The following is a 19855-nucleotide window of genomic DNA, read 5'->3' on the forward strand; positions in this document are numbered from 1 at the left end:
CGAGCGTAGGGCACCATCGCGGGCATGGATCGGGCGGACGGGTTCGGGCTCCAGCCGCTGGCCGGCGGCTTCAGCGGCGAGACCTTCCTGGGCGAGGCCGCGGGGGAGCGCACCGTCGTCCGCCTGTACGTCGACCGTGGCGCACGTCGCGGCCCGGCGGCGCCCGAGGTGGACGCGGCGGTGCTGCGCCTGGTGCGCGGCCTGCTGCCGGTGCCGGAGGTGCTGGAGATCCGTCGCGCCGACGAGGAGCACGGCACGCCGGGCCTGCTCGTCACGTCGTTCCTGCCGGGCGAGCGGCTCGACGTCGTCCTGCCCGACCTGCCCGACGACGTCCGGGCGGCGACCGGCCGCAACCTCGGCGTGGTCCTCGGCCGGCTCGCGCAGATGCCGATGCCGAGGGCGGGGATGTTCGTCGACGGCGACCTCACGATCGAGCCGTGGCCGCCGTTCGAGCTCTCCGACGACCTCGTCCCCGGCCTGGAGGCGGTCGCCGAGGACGCGCAGGCGCTGCTGGACGAGGTCGACCGGGTCTGTCTCGTGCACAGCGACGTGAACCCCAACAACGTCCTCGTCGACGCCGCGACGGGCGCGGTGACCGGGCTGCTCGACTGGGAGTTCGCGCACGCCGGTCATCCGTCGACCGACCTGGGCAACCTGCTGCGGTTCGACCGCGAGCCGGTGTTCGTCGAGGCGGTGCTCGACGGCTACCTGTCCGTCGCGGGCCACCTCGACGGCCTCGACCGCCCGGGCGCCAGGCAGCGCGCCCTCGACCGCGCCAGAGCCGCGGACCTGGTCGCCCTGGCCGACCTCGCGTCCCGCGCCGGCGAGAACCCCGTCGCCGACCGGGCGGCCGCGCGGCTCCGGGCGATCTCCCGGAGCCGCGACCTGCACGCGCAGTAGAACGCGGCCGCCACGCCGCTCAGCAGCCGCCGCAGTTGTAGAAGGTCACGTCCCAGTGGTTGCCCTCGTCGGCGTACACGTTGCCGGCGCCGGACCTGTACTGCGGGGCGCCGTCGCCGCGCAGCCCGATGTAGGTGAAGTTCCGGGTGATGTAGGAGCCGATGCAGGTGTACTTGCTGAAGTCCAGCTTGTAGCCGTTCCAGTGGCTGTAGGTCCCGGACGCGTGGCCGGTCTCCGTGCCACCGGTGATGTTCAGCGCGCAGCCGCTCGCGGTCTTCAGCGTGACCGCGCCGTCGACGGTTGCCTGGCGCAGCCCCTCGAAGGACGTGCACGTGGAGTTGTACCGGTTCGTGCAGCCGCCGGACGAGGACCAGGTGATGCCGACCGAGCGGAACCGGCTCTCGGCGTACGACTGGGTGACAGCCGACGCGGGCAGCGCCGTGGCGACGAGCGTGACCAGGGCGAGGAGGACGGCGGCGGCGAGGGAGCGGGGCCGCGGTCGACGGGTGGTGGGGGAGATGTCCGAGATCGTCATGGTCCCCGAACCTAGGATCGGGGGCGCGGGACGGGGAGAGCGCCGCCCTCGCACGTTCGTGCAGTGCACGAACCCGCAACGACCCGCCCCAGGCCCGCGGTTGGACTCGCGCACGCCCCCGCCGGTATCCTGAACGGTGCGCAGGGGTCTGCTGGAGTCTCAGACGGAGCAGGTTCCCGCTCGCTATCTCTCCGCGTGACCACAGGGTCGACGTGGGGGCCAAGGCGATCTCATCACCTGGGTAGTGAAACCGGACTTCTCGCGCGCCCGTACAACTCCATGTCCATCCAAGGAATCCACATCCCTATGACGATCACCCCCTCCATTTCGGACGCCCCGCAGATCGCGGTCAACGACATCGGCTCCGAAGAGGACTTCCTCGCAGCGATCGACGCCACCATCAAGTACTTCGACGACGGTTCCATCGTCGAGGGCACGATCGTGAAGGTCGACCGTGACGAGGTCCTGCTCGACATCGGCTACAAGACCGAGGGCGTCATCCCCTCGCGCGAGCTGTCCATCAAGCACGACGTCGACCCCTCCGAGGTCGTCGAGGTCGGCGACAAGGTCGAGGCCCTCGTCCTCCAGAAGGAGGACAAGGAAGGCCGCCTGATCCTGTCCAAGAAGCGCGCCCAGTACGAGCGCGCCTGGGGCACCATCGAGCAGGTCAAGGAGGAGGACGGCGTCGTCACCGGCACCGTCATCGAGGTCGTCAAGGGCGGCCTCATCCTCGACATCGGCCTGCGCGGCTTCCTCCCCGCCTCCCTCGTCGAGATGCGTCGCGTCCGCGACCTCCAGCCGTACGTCGGCAAGGAGCTCGAGGCCAAGATCATCGAGCTCGACAAGAACCGCAACAACGTGGTCCTGTCCCGCCGCGCCTGGCTCGAGCAGACCCAGTCGGAGGTCCGCCAGGGCTTCCTGACCCAGCTCCAGAAGGGTCAGATCCGCAAGGGTGTCGTCTCCTCGATCGTCAACTTCGGTGCGTTCGTGGACCTCGGCGGCGTCGACGGCCTCGTCCACGTCTCCGAGCTGTCCTGGAAGCACATCGACCACCCGTCCGAGGTCGTCGCCGTCGGTGACGAGGTCACCGTCGAGGTCCTCGACGTGGACATGGACCGCGAGCGTGTCTCCCTGTCGCTGAAGGCGACGCAGGAGGACCCGTGGCAGCACTTCGCCCGCACCCACCAGATCGGCCAGATCGTGCCGGGCAAGGTCACCAAGCTGGTGCCCTTCGGCTCGTTCGTCCGCGTCGAGGAGGGCATCGAGGGCCTGGTGCACATCTCCGAGCTCGCCGAGCGTCACGTCGAGATCCCCGAGCAGGTCGTCCAGGTCAACGACGACGTCATGGTCAAGATCATCGACATCGACCTCGAGCGTCGCCGGATCTCGCTGTCGCTCAAGCAGGCCAACGAGACGGCCGCCGCGAGCGACGCCGAGGAGTTCGACCCGACGCTGTACGGCATGACCGCGTCGTACGACGAGCAGGGCAACTACATCTACCCGGAGGGCTTCGACCCGGAGACCGGCGAGTGGCTCGAGGGCTTCGACGAGCAGCGCGCGACCTGGGAGGAGCAGTACGCCAAGGCGCACGCCCGCTGGGAGGCCCACGTCAAGCAGCAGGCCGAGGCCAAGCAGGCCGAGGTCGAGGCCGGCGAGGCGACGTCCTACTCGTCCGACAGCGGCAGCGGTGGCGGCTCGAGCTCGCCGACCCCCAGCGACAGCGGCGCCGGCTCCCTGGCTTCCGACGAGGCGCTCCAGGCGCTCCGCGAGAAGCTGACCGGCGGCGGCAACTGAGCCTGTCGAAGGGCGGTTCGTGAGCCTGTCGAAGGGCTGAGCCACCGGTCACCAGCAGCAAGAACAGCGCCCCGCAGCCATCCGGCTGCGGGGCGCTGTGCTGTGTGTCGGGGCGTTCAGGCCAGCTTCTGGTAGCGCGGGTCGAACGCGTCGGGGAAGTGGCTGCTGGGGATGCGCGGGTGTCCGACTCCGTCGGAGAACACCTCGCGCAGCGTGACAACGATCGTGCCGACGATCGCGGCGACGATCAGCGTGGCGGTGATGAGGACGATGATCTCGGTCATGGCAGTAATCATGCTCTGCGCCAGATCCTGCCACGAGTGGCAGGAATGACAACCTCCATCGATTTTCTGCCAATGTTGTGGCAGCATGGTGGCGTGCTCTCCAACGTGGCCGTGCTGGCCCACCACCGGATCGCTCCCTTCGAGCTCGGCGTGCTGGTCGAGGCCTTCGGCTACGACCGGTCCGAGGAGGGGCTGCCCGTCCTCGACTTCGCGGTCTGCGCGGTGGAGCCGGGCACCTACTCCACCCAGGGCGGGTTCGGGATCACCGTCGACCACGGGCTCGACCGCCTCGCCGAGGCCGACCTCATCGGCGTCCCCGCCTTCGCCGACGGCACGCACCTGCCCGACGAGGCGCTCGACGCCCTGCGCGCAGCGCACGACCGCGGAGCCCGCGTGATGTCGGTCTGCTCCGGCGCGTTCGTGCTCGGCGAGGCCGGCCTCCTCGACGGGCGTCGCTGCACCACGCACTGGCGCTACACCGACGAGCTCGCCCGCCGCTACCCGAAGGCCGAGGTCGTCCCCGAGGTCCTCTACGTCGACGACGGCCCGATCATCACCAGCGCCGGCACCGCCGCCGGCATCGACGCGACGCTGCACCTCTGGCGGCAGGAGTACGGCGCCGCGGCCGCGAGCAAGATCGCGCGGCGGATGGTCGTGCCGCCTCAGCGGGAGGGCGGCCAGGCGCAGTTCATCACCAAGCCCGTGCCCGACTGCTGCGACGCCGAGACCCTCGGCCCGCTGCTGACCTGGCTCGACGAGCACCTCGACCAGCCGCACACCGTCGACGGTCTCGCCCGGCAGGCCGCGATGTCGGCGCGCACCTTCGCCCGCCGGTTCCGCGACGAGACCGGCACGACCCCGCACGCCTGGATCACCAGCCGCCGCGTGCTGCGCGCCGAGGAGCTGCTCGAGACCACCGACCGCTCGATCGACTGGATCGCCGACGAGGTCGGATTCGGCAACGCCGCGACGCTGCGCCACCACTTCACCCGCGCCCGGTCGGTCAGCCCGCAGCAGTACCGCCGAACGTTCAGCGCGGCAGTCTGACCCCGCCGAACCGGTCGACCAGGTCGAGCCGCTTCACCTTGCCCGTCGCCGTCAGGGGCAGCGTGTCGAGCCGGTGGTAGGTCTTCGGGCGCTTCGGCGGCACCAGGTTCTCCGCCGCCAGGGCGCGCAGCTCCTGCTCGTCGGCGTCGCCGACGTACGCCGCACAGACCCGCTGGCCCCACTCCGCATCCGGCACGCCGAACACCGCCACCTCGCGCACGCCCGGGTGCGCCGCCAGGACGTGCTCGACCTCGACGGGGTAGACGTTCACCCCGCCGCTGATCACCAGGTCCTCGCGGCGGCCGTCGAGGTACAGGTAGCCGTCGTCGTCGAGCCGGCCGAGGTCGCCCACGGTGAACGCGTCGCCGCGCCACGCGGCCGCGGTCTTCTCCGGCGCGCCCCAGTACTCGAAGCGCGCGTGCTCCGGCACCCCGCACCAGATCGTGCCGTCGCCGTCCACCTTCAGCGCCCGGCCGGGCCGGGCCCGCCCCACCGTGCCGGGACGGTCGAGCTGCTCCTCGCTGCGGCAGGCGGTGACTTGGCCCTCCGTCGAGCCGTAGAACTCCCACGTCGTGCCGATCGGGAACGCCTCGACCAGGCGGCGCTTCACGTCCGGCGGGCAGGCCGCGCCGGCGTGTGCCACGAGCCGGAACGACGACAGGTCCGGCGGGCCGCCTGTGGCGTCCCAGTGCGCGAACAGCCGCTGCAGGTGCGTCGGTACGACGAACATGGTGGTCGGGCCCTCGGTGACGATCGTCGCGGACAGGGTGGCCGCGTCGAACGGCCCCGGCACCACGACGCGGCCACCCGCGAGCAGCGTGCCCATCGCGAAGCGCAGCGGCGCGGAGTGGTGCAGCGGGCTGACGACGAGGTTCACGTCCTCGGCCGCGAAGCCCCACAGGTCGCGCTCCTCGGCCACCAGCGCCTCGGCCGACGCGACGTCGAGGATGCCGGACCACACGCCCTTCGGCCACCCGGTCGTGCCGCTCGTGACGTGCATCGGGCGGGACCGGGGGAGACCGACCGGGAACGCCGCGGCCAGGTCGTCGAGCACCGCCGGGTCCTCGACCACCAGCGCCGGCTCGACGTCGCCGAGGATGCCGTCCCGCTCGTGCGGGGTGAGGCGCGGGTCGAGCGGCACCGACACCACCTCGGCGGCCAGCAGCCCGAGCACCACCTCGACGTACCGCACGGACCCGGGCACCAGCAACGCCACCCGGTCGCCGGACGCGAGCCGTGCGAGGGAGGAGGTCACCGGAACATCCTGCCGTCCCCCTCTTGACGCCGGGCTCGCGGGCCGACAAGGTGTTTGGTCTAGTCCAATGGTTCACTCATTCTCGGGAGTGTGGTCCATGCGGCGTCACCGCCTGCTGTCCGTCCTCGTCGCCGCGACCGGTCTGGTCGCCGCCGGCATCGTCACGACCGCCCCGGCCACCGCCGGCGACGGCCCGGCCTGCGTGACCGATCCCGCCGCACCGAAGCGGCAGCTGCGCGCCGACTGGATCGCCAGCGTCGTCAACATCGACTGGCCCTCGCGCCCCGGCCTGACGGTCGCGCAGCAGAAGGCCGAGCTCGAGCGCTGGTACGACGACGCCGCCGACCGCGGCCTCAACTCCGTGATCGTGCAGGTCCGGCCGACCGCCGACACGTTCTGGCCCTCCGACCTCGAGCCCTGGTCGCGCTACCTGACCGGCACGCCCGACGGCGACCCCGGCTACGACCCGATGGCCTTCGCCGTCGAGGAGGCGCACGAGCGCAACCTGGAGTTCCACGCCTGGTTCAACCCCTACCGGGTCGCGATGAACACCGACCGCACCCAGCTCGCCCCCGACAGCCCGGCCGCGCAGCACCCCGACTGGGTGATCGCCTACGGCGGCAAGCTCTACTACGACCCGGGCCTGCCGCAGGTCCGCCGGCTCACCGAGGACGTGATCCTCGAGGTGGTCGAGCGCTACGACGTCGACGGCGTGCACTTCGACGACTACTTCTACCCCTACCCGGTCGCGGGCCAGACGTTCGCCGACGCCGGCACGTTCGCCGCCCACGGCGACGGTTTCCCGGACGCCCCGCAGGGTCTCGCCGACTGGCGCCGGCACAACACCGACCTGCTGGTCAGTGAGCTCGACCAGCGCATCCACGACGCGAAGCCGTGGGTGAAGTTCGGCGTCAGCCCGTTCGCCGTCTGGCGCAACGGCGGCACCGACCCCGAGGGCTCGGCCACCCAGGCCGGCGCGCAGACCTACGACGACCTCTACGCCGATACGCGGAAGTGGGTCCGCGAGGAGTGGCTCGACTACGTCGCGCCGCAGGTCTACTGGAACATCGGGTTCACCGTCGCCGACTACGCCGTGCTCGTCCCGTGGTGGGCCGAGCAGGTGCGCGGCACCAACGTCCAGCTGTACGTCGGGCAGGCGACGTACAAGGTCGGCACCTCCACCCAGGCGCCGCAGTGGATGGACCCGGGCGAGATGAGCAAGCACCTCACGTTCAACCGCGACGTGCCCGAGGTCGACGGCGACATCTACTTCTCCGCCAAGGACGTGCGCGCCGACCGGCTCGACCACTTCGACCTGCTCCAGGCCGAGCACTACGCGCACCCGGCGCTGCTCCCGGTCACCGCCGACGTGCCGGGCCGCGCCCCGAAGCCGGTCCGCCGGCTCGACGCCGCGCGGGGCGCCGACGGCGTCACGGTCACCTGGGACGGCGGCGGCACGTCGTACGCCGTGTACCGCGTCGACGGCCCGCGCGTCGGCCGCTGCGACACCGCCGACGCGACGCACCTGGTGGGCACGACGCGCGACGAGCGGTTCGTCGACACGACCGCGCCGGACGGCCGGGTGACCTACGTCGTGACCGCGCTCGACCGGGCCTACCGGGAGAGCGACGTCGATGACCAGGCCACGGTCCGTTGAGGGCGAGGTGAGGTGACGCATGCCCGCTCGATCCTGTACCAATGGTCCATGAGCACCGTCCATGAAGGCGCCGCCCCGGGCAAGCAGCAGCAGGTCCGCGAGCAGCTCGAGACGCTGATCGCCGGCCTGGTCCCGGGCGAGCCGCTGCCCGCCGAGCGTGACCTCGCCCGCGAGCTCGGCGTCGCCCGGATGACGCTGCGCCGGGTCGTCGACGGCCTCGTCGACGACCAGCGGCTGATCCGCCGACGCGGGGCCGGAACGTTCGTGGCCGGCGCGAAGGTGACCCAGCGGCTGGCGGCGACGTCGTTCTCCGCCGACATGCGCGCCCGCGGGATGCGCCCCGGCAGTCGCACGATCGAGGCGCGGCGGTTCCCGGCGGGGATGATGCTCGCGGGCCTGCTCGACGTACCGCCGCAGACCGACGTGCTCTACGTCCGGCGCCTGCGCCTGGCCGACGACGAGCCGATGGCCGTCGAGGACCTGCACGTCCCGGCGACGGTGGCGCCCGGGCTCACGGGGGAGGACCTCGAGGGCACCTCGTTCTACGACCTGCTCGCCGAGCGCTACGGTGACCCGGTGGTCTCGGGCACCCAGACCGTCGAGCCCGCCCTGGTCAACCCCGACGTCGCCGACCTGCTCGGCGTCGAGGCCGGCTCGCCGGTGTTCCTGTTCGAGCGCACCTCGCGGGTGCGCAGCGGCGGCGTCGCCGAGTTCGTCAGGTCGACCTACCGCGGTGACCGGTACCGGATCGTCGTCGACATCTTCCCGCCGGACCCGGCCTCCTGAACCCACCAGGGTCTTGACGCCCGACGGCGGGACTGGCAAGAATCGACCAGAGGTCTTAGACCTTTGGTTCATTCGGTCCTTCGGCAAGGTGGTGCAGGGATGAGGAAGTTCGGCTCGGGCGGGCTGACGAGGACGCGGCGCGGGGCGCTGGGACTCGGTCTCGCCTCGATGGTGCTCGCGACGGCTGCGTGCGGCGGCGACAGCGGCGGCGGCGAGGAGCTGCAGAACGCCGACGAGGTCTCCGGCGAGGGCAAGTCGCTCAGCGTCTGGATCATGGAAGGCACCAACCCCGACGCCGACCCGTACGTCGAGGACCTCAAGACCGCCTTCAAGGACGAGACCGGCGCCGACCTCGACGTGCAGTTCGTGCCGTGGGCCGACGCCCACGACAAGTTCGTGAAGTCGATCGCCGGCGGCACCACCCCCGACGTGGCCGAGGTCGGCACCACCTGGACCCCCGAGTTCGCCGACGCCGGCGCGCTCGCGGACCTCACCGACGTCGTCGACGAGGCGGGACTCGACGGCGACCTGGTCCCGGGACTGGTCGACGCGGGCACCGTCGACGGCGGCCTCTACGGCATGCCGTGGTACGCCGGCGTCCGCTCGGTCGTCTACCGCACCGACGTGTTCGAGAAGGCCGGCGTCACCCCGCCGACCAGCTGGGACGAGCTCGTCGCCGCCGGCGAGAAGCTCAAGGCCGCGAACCCGGACATGATCACCTTCCCGGTCCCCGGTGACAGCGAGTACGGCGTGTACCCGTTCGTCTGGGGCGCCGGCGGCGAGATCGCCGCGCAGGAGGGCGACACCTGGGCGAGCGAGATCGACTCGCCCGAGGCGCAGGAGGGCATCAGCTTCTACACCGACCTCGCCAAGGAGCACGGCTTCTCGACCCCGGCCGCGACCACCTGGGACGAGGCCGACCTGTCCGACGCCTTCTCGCGCGGCGACGTGGCGATGATGATCGCCGGATCCTGGACCCCGGGCGCCCTGGTCGAGGCCAACCCCGACCTCGAGGGCAAGATCGGCGCCTTCCCGATCCCCGGTCCCGACGGCGGCGTGTCCCCGTCCTTCCTGGGCGGCTCGCACCTCGGCGTCTTCGAGGCCTCCGAGAACAAGGACCTCGCCTGGGCCCTGGTCAAGCTGATGGCCACCGGCGACATGGCCGACGAGTGGAGCCAGCAGTCCGGCTTCTTCCCCGGCACCGAGTCGCTGCTGCAGAAGGTCCAGGAGGAGGACGACCCGGTCGTCTCGCCGTTCGCGACGCAGATGGTCGACGGCGGCGCCAGCCTCCCGGTCACCCCGCTGTACGGCCAGGTGCAGGGCAAGAAGACCGTCTCCGCGATGCTCCAGTCCATCCTGTCCGGCGACGCCTCCGTCGCCGACGCGTCGAGCCAGGCGGCCGACGAGATGGACGAGATCTTCAACCAGGGCTGACCGCCCGCACCTGTAGGACGATGACCACCTCGCCCGACGTCCAGCCCGGAGTGGCCGTGACCGAGAGCCGGCAGACCCCTGCCGCGCCCTCCGGTCCGGCCGCCCCGGGCGGTCGGCCGTCGCGCCGCGACCGCGCGGGCAACGGGCTCACCCCGGGCTGGCTGCCCTGGCTGCTCCAGGCGCCCGCGCTGGTCGTCCTGTTCGGCCTGCTCGTCTACCCGCTGGTGCGGGTCGCGGTGCTGTCGTTCCAGGACTTCGGCCTGCGCGAGCTGGTCACCGGCGAGTCCAGCTGGGTCGGGCTCGACAACTTCACCGAGGTCCTCACCGACCCGCTGCTGTGGAAGGTCGCGCTGCCCAACACCGCGGTCTTCGCCGCGGTCAACGTGTTCCTCACCGTCGCCGTCGGTACGGCGGTCGCGCTGCTGCTCGCGAAGCTCGGCCCGTGGGCTCGCGGCATCCTGACCAGCGCGATCATGGTCGCCTGGGCGATGCCGGCCGTCACCGGCACCTACGTCTGGGTCTACCTCTTCGACGCGCGTGACGGGTTCGTCATGCAGACCCTCGGCTCGCTCGGGCTCGTCGACCCCGAGACCACCAACTGGTTCACCGAGCGGCTGCCGTTCTTCGCGATCGCCACCGCCAACGTCGTCCACCACGGCTTCCCCTTCGTCGCGGTCACGATCCTGGCCGGCCTGATGACCGTGCCGAAGGAGATGCTCGAGGCGGCGGCGCTCGACGGCGCGGGTGCGTGGCGGCGGTTCCGCTACGTCACGATGCCGCTGCTCAAGCCGGTGTTCGCGGTCGTGACCATCCTGTCGACGATCTGGGACTTCAAGGTGTTCACGCAGATCTACCTGATGCCCGGCGGCTCGGGCACCAACCGCGAGGTGCTCAACCTCGGCACCTGGTCCTACATCACCGCGATCTCGCAGAACCGCTACGGGCTCGGCGCCGCCATCGCCGTACTCCTCACGCTGCTGCTGCTCGTCATCACCGCGGTCTACCTCCGTACGCTCTTCAAGCAGGAGGAGTTGTAGCCATGACCCGCACCGCCTCCAGCCGCTTCTGGCTCGCGATCGGCTTCCTCGTCGTGCTCGGCTTCAGCCTCGGCCCGGTGCTGATCATGCTGTCGACGGCGTTCGACGGTCGCGCCAACGACGGCTCCCGCGGCCTGCTGCCGACCGAGTGGAGCCTGGAGAACTTCGCGTTCGTGCTCGACGAGGGCGGCTTCGTCACCTACCTGCGCAACTCGCTCGTCGTCGCGCTGGCGACCGTCGTGATCAGCAGCGCGCTCGCGCTGCTCGCCTCGGTGGCAGTGTCGCGCTTCCGGTTCCGGTTCCGGACCTCGGTCCTGATCATGGTGCTCGTCGTGCAGATGGTGCCGCTCGAGGCGCTGGTCATCCCACTGTTCATCCAGGCCAAGACCCTCGGGATGCTCAACCACCTCTTCGGCCTCGTCGTCGTGTACGTCGCCTTCAGCCTGCCGTTCGCGATCTGGACGCTGCGCGGCTTCGTCTCCGCGATCCCGCGTGAGCTCGAGGAGGCGGCGTACGTCGACGGCGCCAGCTGGCCGCGGATGTTCTGGTCGATCCTGTTCCCGCTGGTCGCACCCGGCCTCGTCGCGACGAGCGTGTTCTCGTTCATCACCGCCTGGAACGAGTTCGTCTTCGCGATCACGTTCCTCAACGACCAGGACTCCTACACCGTCGCGGCCGGGCTGCGGCAGTTCTTCACCCAGTACGGCACCGACTGGGGTGCGGTCATGGCCGGCTCCACGCTGATCACGCTGCCGGTGATGATCTTCTTCGTCATCGTGCAGAAGCGGCTCAGCGACGGCCTCGTCGCGGGGGCGGTGAAGGGATGACCGAACCGGCCCTCCGGCGCCTCGCGCTGTCCGTCCTGATGCCGGGCTTCACCGGCACCACGCCGCCGCCCTGGCTGCGCCGCACCGTCACCGAAGGCCTCGCCGGCGTCTGCCTGTTCGGGCACAACGTCGAGGGCGCCGACCAGGTCCGCGCCCTGACCGCGGCGCTGCGCGACGAGCGGCCCGACGTGCTGGTCGCCTCCGACGAGGAGGGCGGCTCCGTCACCAGGCTTGACGCGGGCCTCGGCTCGCCCTGGCCGGGTGCGGCCACGCTCGGTGCGCTCGACGACCCGCAGGCGACGTACGACGTTGCCGTCGGCCTCGGCCGGCAGGCCCGCGCCTGCGGGGTCGACCTGGTCCTCGCGCCCGTGGTCGACGTGAACTCCGAGCCCGACAACCCCGTCATCGGGGTCCGCTCCTTCGGTGCGAGCACCGACCTGGTCAGCCGGCACGGCGCCGCGTTCGTGCGCGGGCTGCAGGACGCCGGTGTCGCCGCCTGCGCCAAGCACTTCCCGGGGCACGGCGCGACGACCACCGACTCGCACGTCGGGCTGCCCGTGCTCGACGTCAGCCGCTCGGTCTGGAGCGAGCGCGACCTGCCGCCGTTCGCGGCGGTGGTGGACGCCGGGACGGCCGCGGTCATGACCGCGCACGTCGTCGTCCGCGCGCTCGACGACCAGCCGGCCACCACCAGCGCCGCCGTGCTGCGCATTCTTCGCGACGAGCTCGGCTTCGACGGCGTGGTCGTCTCCGACGCCCTCGACATGCGGGCGATCGCCGACGCCCCGGGGGGCCGCGCCGCCGGCGCCGCACGCGCTCTGGCCGCCGGCGTCGACCTGCTGTGCGTCGGGAACCCGACCTTCCCCGACGGCTACGACGAGGTCGCGGTGCTGGAGGAGATCGTCGCCGCGATCACCGCAGCCGTCACCGACGGCACGCTGCCGCTCACCCGGCTCGAGGAGGCCTCCCGCCGGGTCGGGCGGCTCGCCGCGCGCCCGGTCTCCGACCCGCTGCCCGCGCCCGACCGGGACGCCCTGATCGCCGCGGGTACGGCGGTCGCCGCCCGGGCCCTGACCGTCGCCGGCGACATCCGGCTCCGCGACGACGCCGTCGTCGTCGTGCCCCGCCCGGTCACCGGGTACGCCGCCGGGCGGAAGGCGTCGGCCCTGGTCGCCGAGCTGCAGGCCCGGCGCCCCGGGTGGCGCTTCGCCGAGTCGCTCGACGACACCGTCCCGGCCGAGGACACCGACGTCCTGGTCGTCGTCGAAGGAGCCGACACCGTCGCGCTCGCGCCCGCGGTCGCGGCGGTCCTCGACGTCCGCCCCGACGCCGTCGTGGTCCACGGCGGCCTCCGCCGCGCGGACGACCAGGGCGCGCGCACCATCCACACGCACGGCTCCGGCGCGGCAACCGCGCGCGCGACAGCCCTGCTCCTGCTCGGGGAGGAAGAGGAATGATCGTCGGCGTCGACCTCGGCAAGACCGGCTGCCGCGCCGTCCGCACCGACAGCGGCCGGACGGCGGAGGGTCCGGGTGCACCCGGCCTCGCCGACCCCGGTGGCGTCGACCGCGCCGAGGACCCGGTGCGGTTCGTGCTGGACGCGCTGGCCCTCGACGGGCCCGCGGACGTCGCGATCGGGGCCGCGGGCGCCGAGGCAGCACCCGGCGAGGCCGGCGAGCTGGCCCGACGGGTCGCGGCGGCGTACCCGGGCAGCTCCGTCGCCGTCACCTCCGACGCCGTCACCGCGCACGCGGGCGCGCTCGGCGGCTCCCCGGGCACCGTGCTCGCCGTAGGGACCGGTTCGGTCGCCCTCGCGCTCGGCGCCGACGGGCGGCGCCGCCAGGTCGACGGCTGGGGACCCTGGCTGGGCGACGACGGCAGCGGGGCCTGGATCGGCCGGGAGGCGCTGCGAGCGGTGCTCGCCGCCCGCGAGGGACGCGGTCCCGCGACGGCGCTGTCGGCGGCGGCGGTCGCCCGCTTCGGCGACCTCGACCTGCTGCCGCGCCGCATCCACGAGTCCGGCAGCGTCGCCAGCACCACCGGCTCCTTCACGCCCGACGTGGTCGCGCTCGCCGAGTCCGGCGACGACGCGGCCGCGCTGATCCTGGACCGCGCGGTCGCGCACTGGGTCGCCCAGGTGCGGGCTGGCGCCGACGCGGTCGGCGACCCGCGCGTGGCCGTGGTCGGTGGGCTCGCCGCCGTGCCGGCGCTCCACGACCGCTTCGTGTCGCTGCTGCCGGGCGACCTCACGCTCGTGGACGAGCCGGGCAGTCCGCTCGACGGCGCCGTGCTCGTCGCGCGCAGCCGCGACCTGCCCCACGAGTCGTCGGTGCAGCGGGCCACGCCGGCGGTCGCCGCACCCGCGTCCGGCAACGATGTCGACGCGCTCGCCACCGAGCAGGTCCGCGCCGACCTGCACGACCTCGACACCCGCAGCCCCGACGAGGTCGTCGGCGTGCTGCTCGACGCCGAGGCCACGGTCCCGGCGGCCCTCGCCGCCGCCCGGCCCGCGCTGGCCGAGGCGGTCCGGCTGGCGGGGGAGGCGCTCGACCGTGGCGGCCGCCTGCTGTACGTCGGGGCCGGCACCCCCGGCCGGCTCGCCGCGCTGGACGCCGCGGAGTGCCCGCCGACCTTCGGCACCTCGCCCGAACGCGTCGTCGCCGTGCTCGCCGGCGGCCGCGAGGCCGACCGGACCGCCGTCGAGGGCGCCGAGGACGACGCGACGGCGGGGGAGAAGGACCTCCTCGCCCTCGACCCCGGCCCCGCCGACCTGGTCGTGGGCATCACCGCGTCCGGCCGCACGCCGTACGTCCTGAGCGCGCTCGAGGCCGCCCGCCGCGCCGGCGCCCGCAGCGTCGCCATCGTGAACAACCCCGGCAGCGTCGTCGCCGCGGCCGCCGACGTCGCCGTCGAGCTGCTCACTGGGCCCGAGGTCCTGTCCGGCTCGACCCGGCTCAAGTCCGGCACCGCCCAGAAGATCAGCCTCAACGTGATCTCGACCGGCGCGATGGTGGCGCACGGCAAGACCTACGGCGCCTGGATGGTCGACGTCGTCGCGTCCAACGAGAAGCTCCGGCGCCGCGCCCGCCGGATCCTGCGCGAGGCCACCGGCACCGACGACGCCACCGCGCTCCGGCTGCTCGAGGAGGCCGGCTGGCGCACCAAGCCCGCCCTCGTCGCCCTGCTCGGCGGCGTCGACGTGCCGGCCGCGCAGGCCGCGCTCGCCGACCACGACGACCGGGTGCGGCCGGCGCTCGACGCGCTCCGCGGAGGTGCCTCGTGATCGTCGTGTCCGTGGCCTCCGGCACGTCGGTCGACGCGCTCGACGTCGGCGTGGTCGACCTGTCCGTCCGCGACGACGCCGGCACCGTCGAGGTCGAGGTGCTGGCCAGCACCACCGAGCCGTGGCCGCACGACCTGCGCGACCGGCTGCTCGCCCTGCTCCCGCCCGCGACCACGACCGCCGCCGAGGTGTGCGCCCTCGACACCGCGGTCGGCCAGGCGGTCGGGGCGGTAGCCGCCGAGGCCGCCGCCCGGGCCGGTGGTGCCGACCTCGTCGTCTCGCCCGGCCAGACCGTGCACCACGAGATCGACGGCGACCGGTGCCTCGGGACCCTGCAGATCGGCCAGCCCGCCTGGGTCGCCGAGGCCACCGGGCTGCCGGTCGTCTCTGACCTGCGCACTCGTGACGTGGCGGCCGGCGGCCACGGCGCCCCGCTCGCCGGGATCCTCGACAGCCTCTGGCTCGCGGGCGGCGCCGGCCAGCGCGTGGCGCTCAACCTGGGCGGCATCGCCAACGTCTCGGTCGTGCAGCCCGACGGCACCTCCCTCGCCTGGGACACCGGCCCGGCCAACTGCCTCCTCGACGTCGCCGCCTCCCGCGCGAGCGGCGGCGCGCACGGGCACGACGTCGACGGCGCGATGGCCGCCCGCGGCCGGGTGCTGCCCGAGCTGCTCGACCGGCTGCTCGCGCACCCCCACTTCGCCCTCACGCCGCCCGTCTCCACCGGGCGCGAGACGTTCTCCGCCGCCTACCTCGACAACCTGGTCGGGCCGGATCCCGCCTGGGACGACGTCGCCGCCACCCTCGTCGAGCTCACCGCCCGCACCGTGGCCGACGCGCTCGCGCCGTACGACGTCACCGAGGTGGTCGCCTCCGGCGGGGGCACCCGCAACCCGTCGCTGATGGCGGCCCTCGCCCGGCACCTGCCCGCCCCGGTGCGCACCAGCGACGACCTGGGCCTGCCGGTCGACGGCAAGGAAGCGGTGCTGTGGGCACTGCTCGGCTTCCTCACCTGGTACGGCGTGCCGGTGACGACCGACCCCGCGTCCGGACGGCCGCCCCGGGTGCTCGGCCGGATCAGCCCCGGAGCCGACCCGCTCGTCCTGCCCCCGCCGCTGACGCCGCCGACCCGGCTGCGGGTGCGAGCGGCGGCCCACGACCTGCCCACCACGGAGGTCCGCTCCGCATGAACGACCAGCCCCGCCGCCTCGGCGTCGCCGCCGCCCTCGTCGACGGCGCGCTGCTGCCCGGCGACGTCGAGGTCACCGGCGACACCGTCACGGCCGTCGGTCTGCCGCCCGCCACCGGCGGACGGATCGCGGCCCCCGGCTTCCTCGACCTCCAGGTCAACGGGTTCGCCGAGGTCGACGTGATGAGCGCCGACCTCGAGGGCATCGGCCGGATCGGGACCGCGCTCACCGACCACGGCGTCACGGCCTGGCTGCCCACCCTGATCACGGCGCCCGCCGCCCGCACGCGTCGCGCGCTGGGCGTCCTCGCCGAGGCGGTCGCGGCCGGTACCCCCGGCGCGCAGGCCCTCGGCGTGCACCTCGAGGGACCGTTCCTCAGCCCGCAGCGTCTCGGCACCCACCCCGCCGACCACCGCCGCGACCCCGACCCCGCCGAGCTCGACGCCTGGCGCGGTCTCGGCCCGGTCGTCGCCGTCACCCTCGCGCCCGAGCTCCCCGGGGCGCTCGAGCTGGTCGCCAAGCTCAGCGCCGACGGGGTGCTGGTGTCGCTCGGCCACTCCGACGCGACCGCCGAGGAGGCGCACGCCGGGTTCGACGCCGGCGCCCGCACCGCGACCCACCTGTTCAACGCGATGAGCCCGCTGCGGCACCGGCGGCCCGGCCTGCCCGGCGCCGCGCTCGCGCGGCCCGACGTCACCGTCCAGCTCGTCGTGGACGGCCACCACCTGGCCGACGACGTCGTGCGCGTCGTCTGGGCCGCCGCCCGCGGGCGCGTCGTCCTGGTGACCGACGCGACCGAGGCGGCCGCCCGTGAGGAGGGCGAGTACGAGATCGCCGGCGTGCCCGTCGAGGTCCGCGCCGGAGCCGTCCGCAACACCGCCGGCGTGCTCGCCGGCAGCGCCCTCACCCTCGACGCCGCGGTCCGCAACGCCGCCGCGCTCGGGCTCGACCTCGCCGAGGTGCTCACCGCCGTCACCGCCACCCCGGCCCGGCTGGTCGGCCGCCCGGACCTCGGCGTGCTTACGCCCGGCTCGCGCGCCGACCTCGTCGTGCTCGAGGACGACCTCACCGTCGCGGCGACGTACCTCGCCGGGAGGGCGACCCGGTGACCACCCACCTCGAGCGCGAGATCCGCGAGCAGCCCGACGTCGCCGCCCGGCTGCTCGACCGGCTGCTCCCGCAGGTCGCCGACCTGCGCGCGCACCTCACCTCGCGCGGCGCCGAGCAGGTGTACCTCGTCGCCCGCGGCTCCTCCGACAACGCCGCCCGCTACGCCCAGTACCTCTGGCCGGTCCGCGCCGGCGTCACCGTCACCCTCGCCACGCCCTCCCTCGCGACCGTGTACGGCGTCCCGCCGGACCTGCGACGCCAGGCGGTCGTCGCCGTCTCGCAGTCCGGCCGGTCGCCGGACGTCGTGGCCGTCGTGGAGCAGGCCCGGGACGCCGGCCGTCCCACCCTGGCCGTCACCAACGACCCGGCGTCGCCGCTGGCCGAGGCCGCCGACGTGGTGGTCGACCTCGGGGCCGGCGCGGAGCGCTCGGTCGCGGCCACCAAGACCTACACGTCCTCGCTGCTCGCCCTCGCGGTGCTCGGCGTCGCGCTGGGCGACGCGGCCGGCGGCGACGACCTCCGCAAGGTGCCCGATGCGCTGGCGGCGGCTGTCACCGGGACGACCGGCACCGAGGAGTCCGCCGCGGTCCTGCAGCGCGCGGACCGTGCCGTGGCGGTGGGCCGCGGCCTGAACCTCGCCACTGCCCACGAGACCGCGCTCAAGGTCACCGAGCTCACCGGCACGCTCGTCGTGCCGTGGTCGCCGGCCGACCTGATGCACGGGCCGGTCGCCGCGGTCGGGCCGCACGTGCCCGCGCTCCTCGTCGTACCCGACGAGCCGGCGACGGCCAGCGTCCTCGACGCCGAACCCGAGCTGCGTCGTCGCGGCGCCCCGGTGGTGCTGCTCGGCCGCGACGGCCCGGAGCTGCCGGGCTGGCTGAGCCCGGTCACCGCGATCGTGCCCGGCCAGCTGCTGGCCTGGCGCCTGGCCGAGCTGCGCGGCGTCGACGTCGACCACCCGGGCGACCTGTCCAAGGTGACGCTCACCCGCTGAGCCGGGCCTGCCAGACTGCGCGCATGCGCGTCGGACTGACCGGGGGAGTCGCCTCGGGGAAGAGCACCGTCTCCGCGATCCTCGCCGAGCTCGGCGCCGTGGTGATCGACGCCGACCTCCTCGCCCGCGAGGTGGTCGCGCCCGGCACCGACGGCCTGGCCAAGATCGTCGAGGCGTTCGGCGAGGACGTGCTGGCGCCGGACGGCTCGCTCGACCGGCCGGCGCTGGGCGCGATCGTGTTCGGCGACGACGAGAAGCGCCGCACCCTGGAGGGGATCATCCACCCGCGGGTGCGCGCCCGGGGCCGCGAGCTCGAGGAGGCCGCCCCGCCCGGCTCGGTCGTGGTGCACGACATCCCGCTGCTGGTGGAGACCGGGCAGCCCGCGCTGTTCGACGCGGTGGTCGTCGTCGACGTCCCGGTCGAGACCCAGGTCGAGCGGATGATGTCGCTGCGCGCGATGAGCCGCGAGGACGCCGAGGCCCGCATCCGGGCGCAGGCCACCCGCGAGCAGCGAATCGCCGCGGCGACGTACGTCATCGACAACACCGGGACGCGCGAAGACCTCCGTGACCGGGTCACGGAGGTCTTCCACGAGCTCAGCGCCCGCTCGGGGGAAGGCAGGCGCTGAGGCTTCTGACGGTCGCTGTCAGGCGGCCAGGTCGGGGTCGGCCAGCTCCCGCAGCTTCTGCAGGGCCTCCCGCTCGAGCTGGCGCACCCGCTCGGCGGAGATGCCGTGCTTGGCGCCGATGTCGGCGAGCTTGTGCTGGCGGCCGTCGACGAGGCCGTAGCGCGACCGGATGATGTCGGCCGCCCGGTCGTCGAGCAGCTCGACGAGGTGACCGAGACGGTCACGCGACTCGACGTCGAGGAACGTGCTGTCCGGACCCGGCGCCGTCTCCTGGGCGATCAGGTCGCCCAGCGAGGTGTCGCCGTCCTCGTCGACCGGGGTGTCCAGGCTGACGTGCTCGCGGCCCCAGCTGAGCAGGTCGATGACCCGGTCGAGGTCGATGCCGAGCTCGTCGGCGATCTCCTGCGCCTCCGGCTCGCGGCCGAGCTGGCGCTCGAGGGTCCGGCGCGCGGCGCCGACCTGGTTGAGCTCTTCCACGACGTGCACCGGGAGGCGGACCACGCGGGCCTGCTGCGCGATGCCGCGGGTGATGGCCTGACGCACCCACCAGGTGGCGTACGTCGAGAACTTGAAGCCCTTGCGGTAGTCGAACTTCTCGACCGCGCGGATCAGGCCGGTGTTGCCCTCCTGGACCAGGTCCAGCATCGGCATCTGGCTGCGGCCGTACTTGCGCGCGATCGACACGACCAGACGGAGGTTGGCCTCGATGAACCGCTGGACCGCGCGCTCACCCTCCTCGACCATCCACTCGAGCTCTTCCTGGGTGGCGTACTTGGGGGCGCCACCCTTCTTGCGCCCGACCCGACCCTCGTCGAGCAGGGCCTGGGCGAACAGCCCGGCCTCGATGGACTTGCTCAGCTCCACCTCGGTGACCGCGTCGAGCAGCGGAGTACGCGCGATCTCGTCGAGGTACAGCCCTACGCTGTCGCGCCCCTCGATCTCGCGTGTGTGCGTGCGACTCGTTGCCACGTGCGCTCCCTTCACAGTGCCCCGGGGACCTCCCGGCGTACCCACCGGTAGCCCCTGTACTCATCCCAACGGACGAAGGCCCCTGGGGATTCCCGCGGTACGCGAATCCCGGTGATACCTCGGC

Annotated in this window: 18 protein-coding genes; 14 read left to right on the forward strand and 4 right to left on the reverse strand. The window is 73.4% G+C overall.

The window, feature by feature from the left end; all coding sequences use genetic code 11:
• Positions 1–24 precede the first annotated feature (24 nt).
• Positions 25–900, forward strand: a complete 876-nt coding sequence (locus ETU37_RS11675; RefSeq protein ID WP_129987499.1) for a phosphotransferase family protein — start codon at positions 25–27, stop codon at positions 898–900.
• 19 nt (positions 901–919) lie between these two features.
• Here the strand turns inward: ETU37_RS11675 and ETU37_RS11680 are convergent, their stop codons facing one another.
• Complete coding sequence (locus ETU37_RS11680) at positions 920–1435, reverse strand: hypothetical protein (protein ID WP_129987500.1); 516 nt, start codon at positions 1433–1435, stop codon at positions 920–922.
• 306 nt (positions 1436–1741) lie between these two features.
• On the opposite strand from ETU37_RS11680, the gene rpsA reads away from it, so the two are divergent.
• Entirely contained in the window at positions 1742–3229 is a 1488-nt protein-coding gene (gene rpsA / locus ETU37_RS11685) for a 30S ribosomal protein S1 (RefSeq protein ID WP_129987501.1), read from the forward strand.
• Positions 3230–3345: 116 nt separating this feature from the next.
• On the opposite strand, the gene ETU37_RS23210 is transcribed toward rpsA, so the two are convergent.
• On the reverse strand, positions 3346–3513 hold the full coding sequence (locus tag ETU37_RS23210; RefSeq protein WP_165372507.1) for a hypothetical protein: 168 nt from the start codon (positions 3511–3513) through the stop codon (positions 3346–3348).
• 93 nt (positions 3514–3606) lie between these two features.
• Between ETU37_RS23210 and ETU37_RS11690 the strand changes: the two genes are divergently transcribed.
• Positions 3607–4560 carry a helix-turn-helix domain-containing protein gene (locus ETU37_RS11690; RefSeq protein ID WP_129987502.1) on the forward strand — a complete coding sequence of 318 codons (954 nt, stop codon included), beginning with the start codon at positions 3607–3609 and terminating at the stop codon, positions 4558–4560.
• On the opposite strand, the gene ETU37_RS11695 is transcribed toward ETU37_RS11690, so the two are convergent.
• A complete protein-coding gene (locus tag ETU37_RS11695; RefSeq protein ID WP_129987503.1) occupies positions 4544–5815 on the reverse strand; it encodes a class I adenylate-forming enzyme family protein in 1272 nt (423 codons plus the stop codon). The two genes, ETU37_RS11690 and ETU37_RS11695, sit on opposite strands and share 17 nt — an antisense overlap.
• Positions 5816–5912: 97 nt before the next feature.
• On the opposite strand from ETU37_RS11695, the gene ETU37_RS11700 reads away from it, so the two are divergent.
• The 11 genes from ETU37_RS11700 (at position 5913) to coaE (ending at position 18762) form a co-directional block, all read left to right on the forward strand.
• Positions 5913–7472 (forward strand): glycoside hydrolase family 10-like protein, encoded by a 1560-nt coding sequence (locus ETU37_RS11700; RefSeq protein ID WP_129987504.1) that lies wholly within the window; start codon positions 5913–5915, stop codon positions 7470–7472.
• Positions 7473–7520: 48 nt separating this feature from the next.
• Positions 7521–8258 (forward strand): GntR family transcriptional regulator, encoded by a 738-nt coding sequence (locus tag ETU37_RS11705; RefSeq protein ID WP_129987505.1) that lies wholly within the window; start codon positions 7521–7523, stop codon positions 8256–8258.
• A gap of 99 nt (positions 8259–8357) precedes the next feature.
• A complete protein-coding gene (locus tag ETU37_RS11710) occupies positions 8358–9692 on the forward strand; it encodes a sugar ABC transporter substrate-binding protein (protein ID WP_206053882.1) in 1335 nt (444 codons plus the stop codon).
• Between the two features lie 20 nt (positions 9693–9712).
• A complete protein-coding gene (locus tag ETU37_RS11715) occupies positions 9713–10729 on the forward strand; it encodes a carbohydrate ABC transporter permease (protein WP_129987506.1) in 1017 nt (338 codons plus the stop codon).
• 2 nt (positions 10730–10731) lie between these two features.
• The gene (locus ETU37_RS11720) at positions 10732–11556 is read left to right on the forward strand and encodes a carbohydrate ABC transporter permease (RefSeq protein WP_129987507.1); all 825 of its coding nucleotides are present in this window, start codon (positions 10732–10734) and stop codon (positions 11554–11556) included.
• Positions 11553–13013: a beta-N-acetylhexosaminidase gene (gene nagZ, locus ETU37_RS11725; protein WP_129987508.1), complete on the forward strand. Its 1461-nt coding sequence runs from the start codon at positions 11553–11555 to the stop codon at positions 13011–13013. The genes ETU37_RS11720 and nagZ overlap by 4 nt, the downstream gene beginning before the upstream one ends.
• Positions 13010–14839, forward strand: a complete 1830-nt coding sequence (murQ, locus tag ETU37_RS11730; protein WP_129987509.1) for an N-acetylmuramic acid 6-phosphate etherase — start codon at positions 13010–13012, stop codon at positions 14837–14839. The genes nagZ and murQ overlap by 4 nt, the downstream gene beginning before the upstream one ends.
• Positions 14836–16029, forward strand: a complete 1194-nt coding sequence (locus tag ETU37_RS11735) for an anhydro-N-acetylmuramic acid kinase (protein WP_129987510.1) — start codon at positions 14836–14838, stop codon at positions 16027–16029. Before murQ ends, ETU37_RS11735 begins: the two co-directional genes overlap by 4 nt.
• On the forward strand, positions 16026–17138 hold the full coding sequence (gene nagA / locus ETU37_RS11740) for an N-acetylglucosamine-6-phosphate deacetylase (RefSeq protein ID WP_129987511.1): 1113 nt from the start codon (positions 16026–16028) through the stop codon (positions 17136–17138). The genes ETU37_RS11735 and nagA overlap by 4 nt, the downstream gene beginning before the upstream one ends.
• Complete coding sequence (locus ETU37_RS11745; protein WP_129987512.1) at positions 17135–18133, forward strand: SIS domain-containing protein; 999 nt, start codon at positions 17135–17137, stop codon at positions 18131–18133. The genes nagA and ETU37_RS11745 overlap by 4 nt, the downstream gene beginning before the upstream one ends.
• A 23-nt stretch (positions 18134–18156) precedes the next feature.
• Positions 18157–18762 (forward strand): dephospho-CoA kinase, encoded by a 606-nt coding sequence (coaE, locus tag ETU37_RS11750; RefSeq protein WP_129987513.1) that lies wholly within the window; start codon positions 18157–18159, stop codon positions 18760–18762.
• An 18-nt stretch (positions 18763–18780) separates the two neighbouring features.
• Here the strand turns inward: coaE and ETU37_RS11755 are convergent, their stop codons facing one another.
• Entirely contained in the window at positions 18781–19731 is a 951-nt protein-coding gene (locus tag ETU37_RS11755; protein WP_129987514.1) for a sigma-70 family RNA polymerase sigma factor, read from the reverse strand.
• Positions 19732–19855: the final 124 nt, after the last annotated feature.

The sequence above is a fragment of the Nocardioides iriomotensis genome, from assembly GCF_004168035.1.
Taxonomy (GTDB): Bacteria; Actinomycetota; Actinomycetes; order Propionibacteriales; family Nocardioidaceae; genus Nocardioides_B; species Nocardioides_B iriomotensis.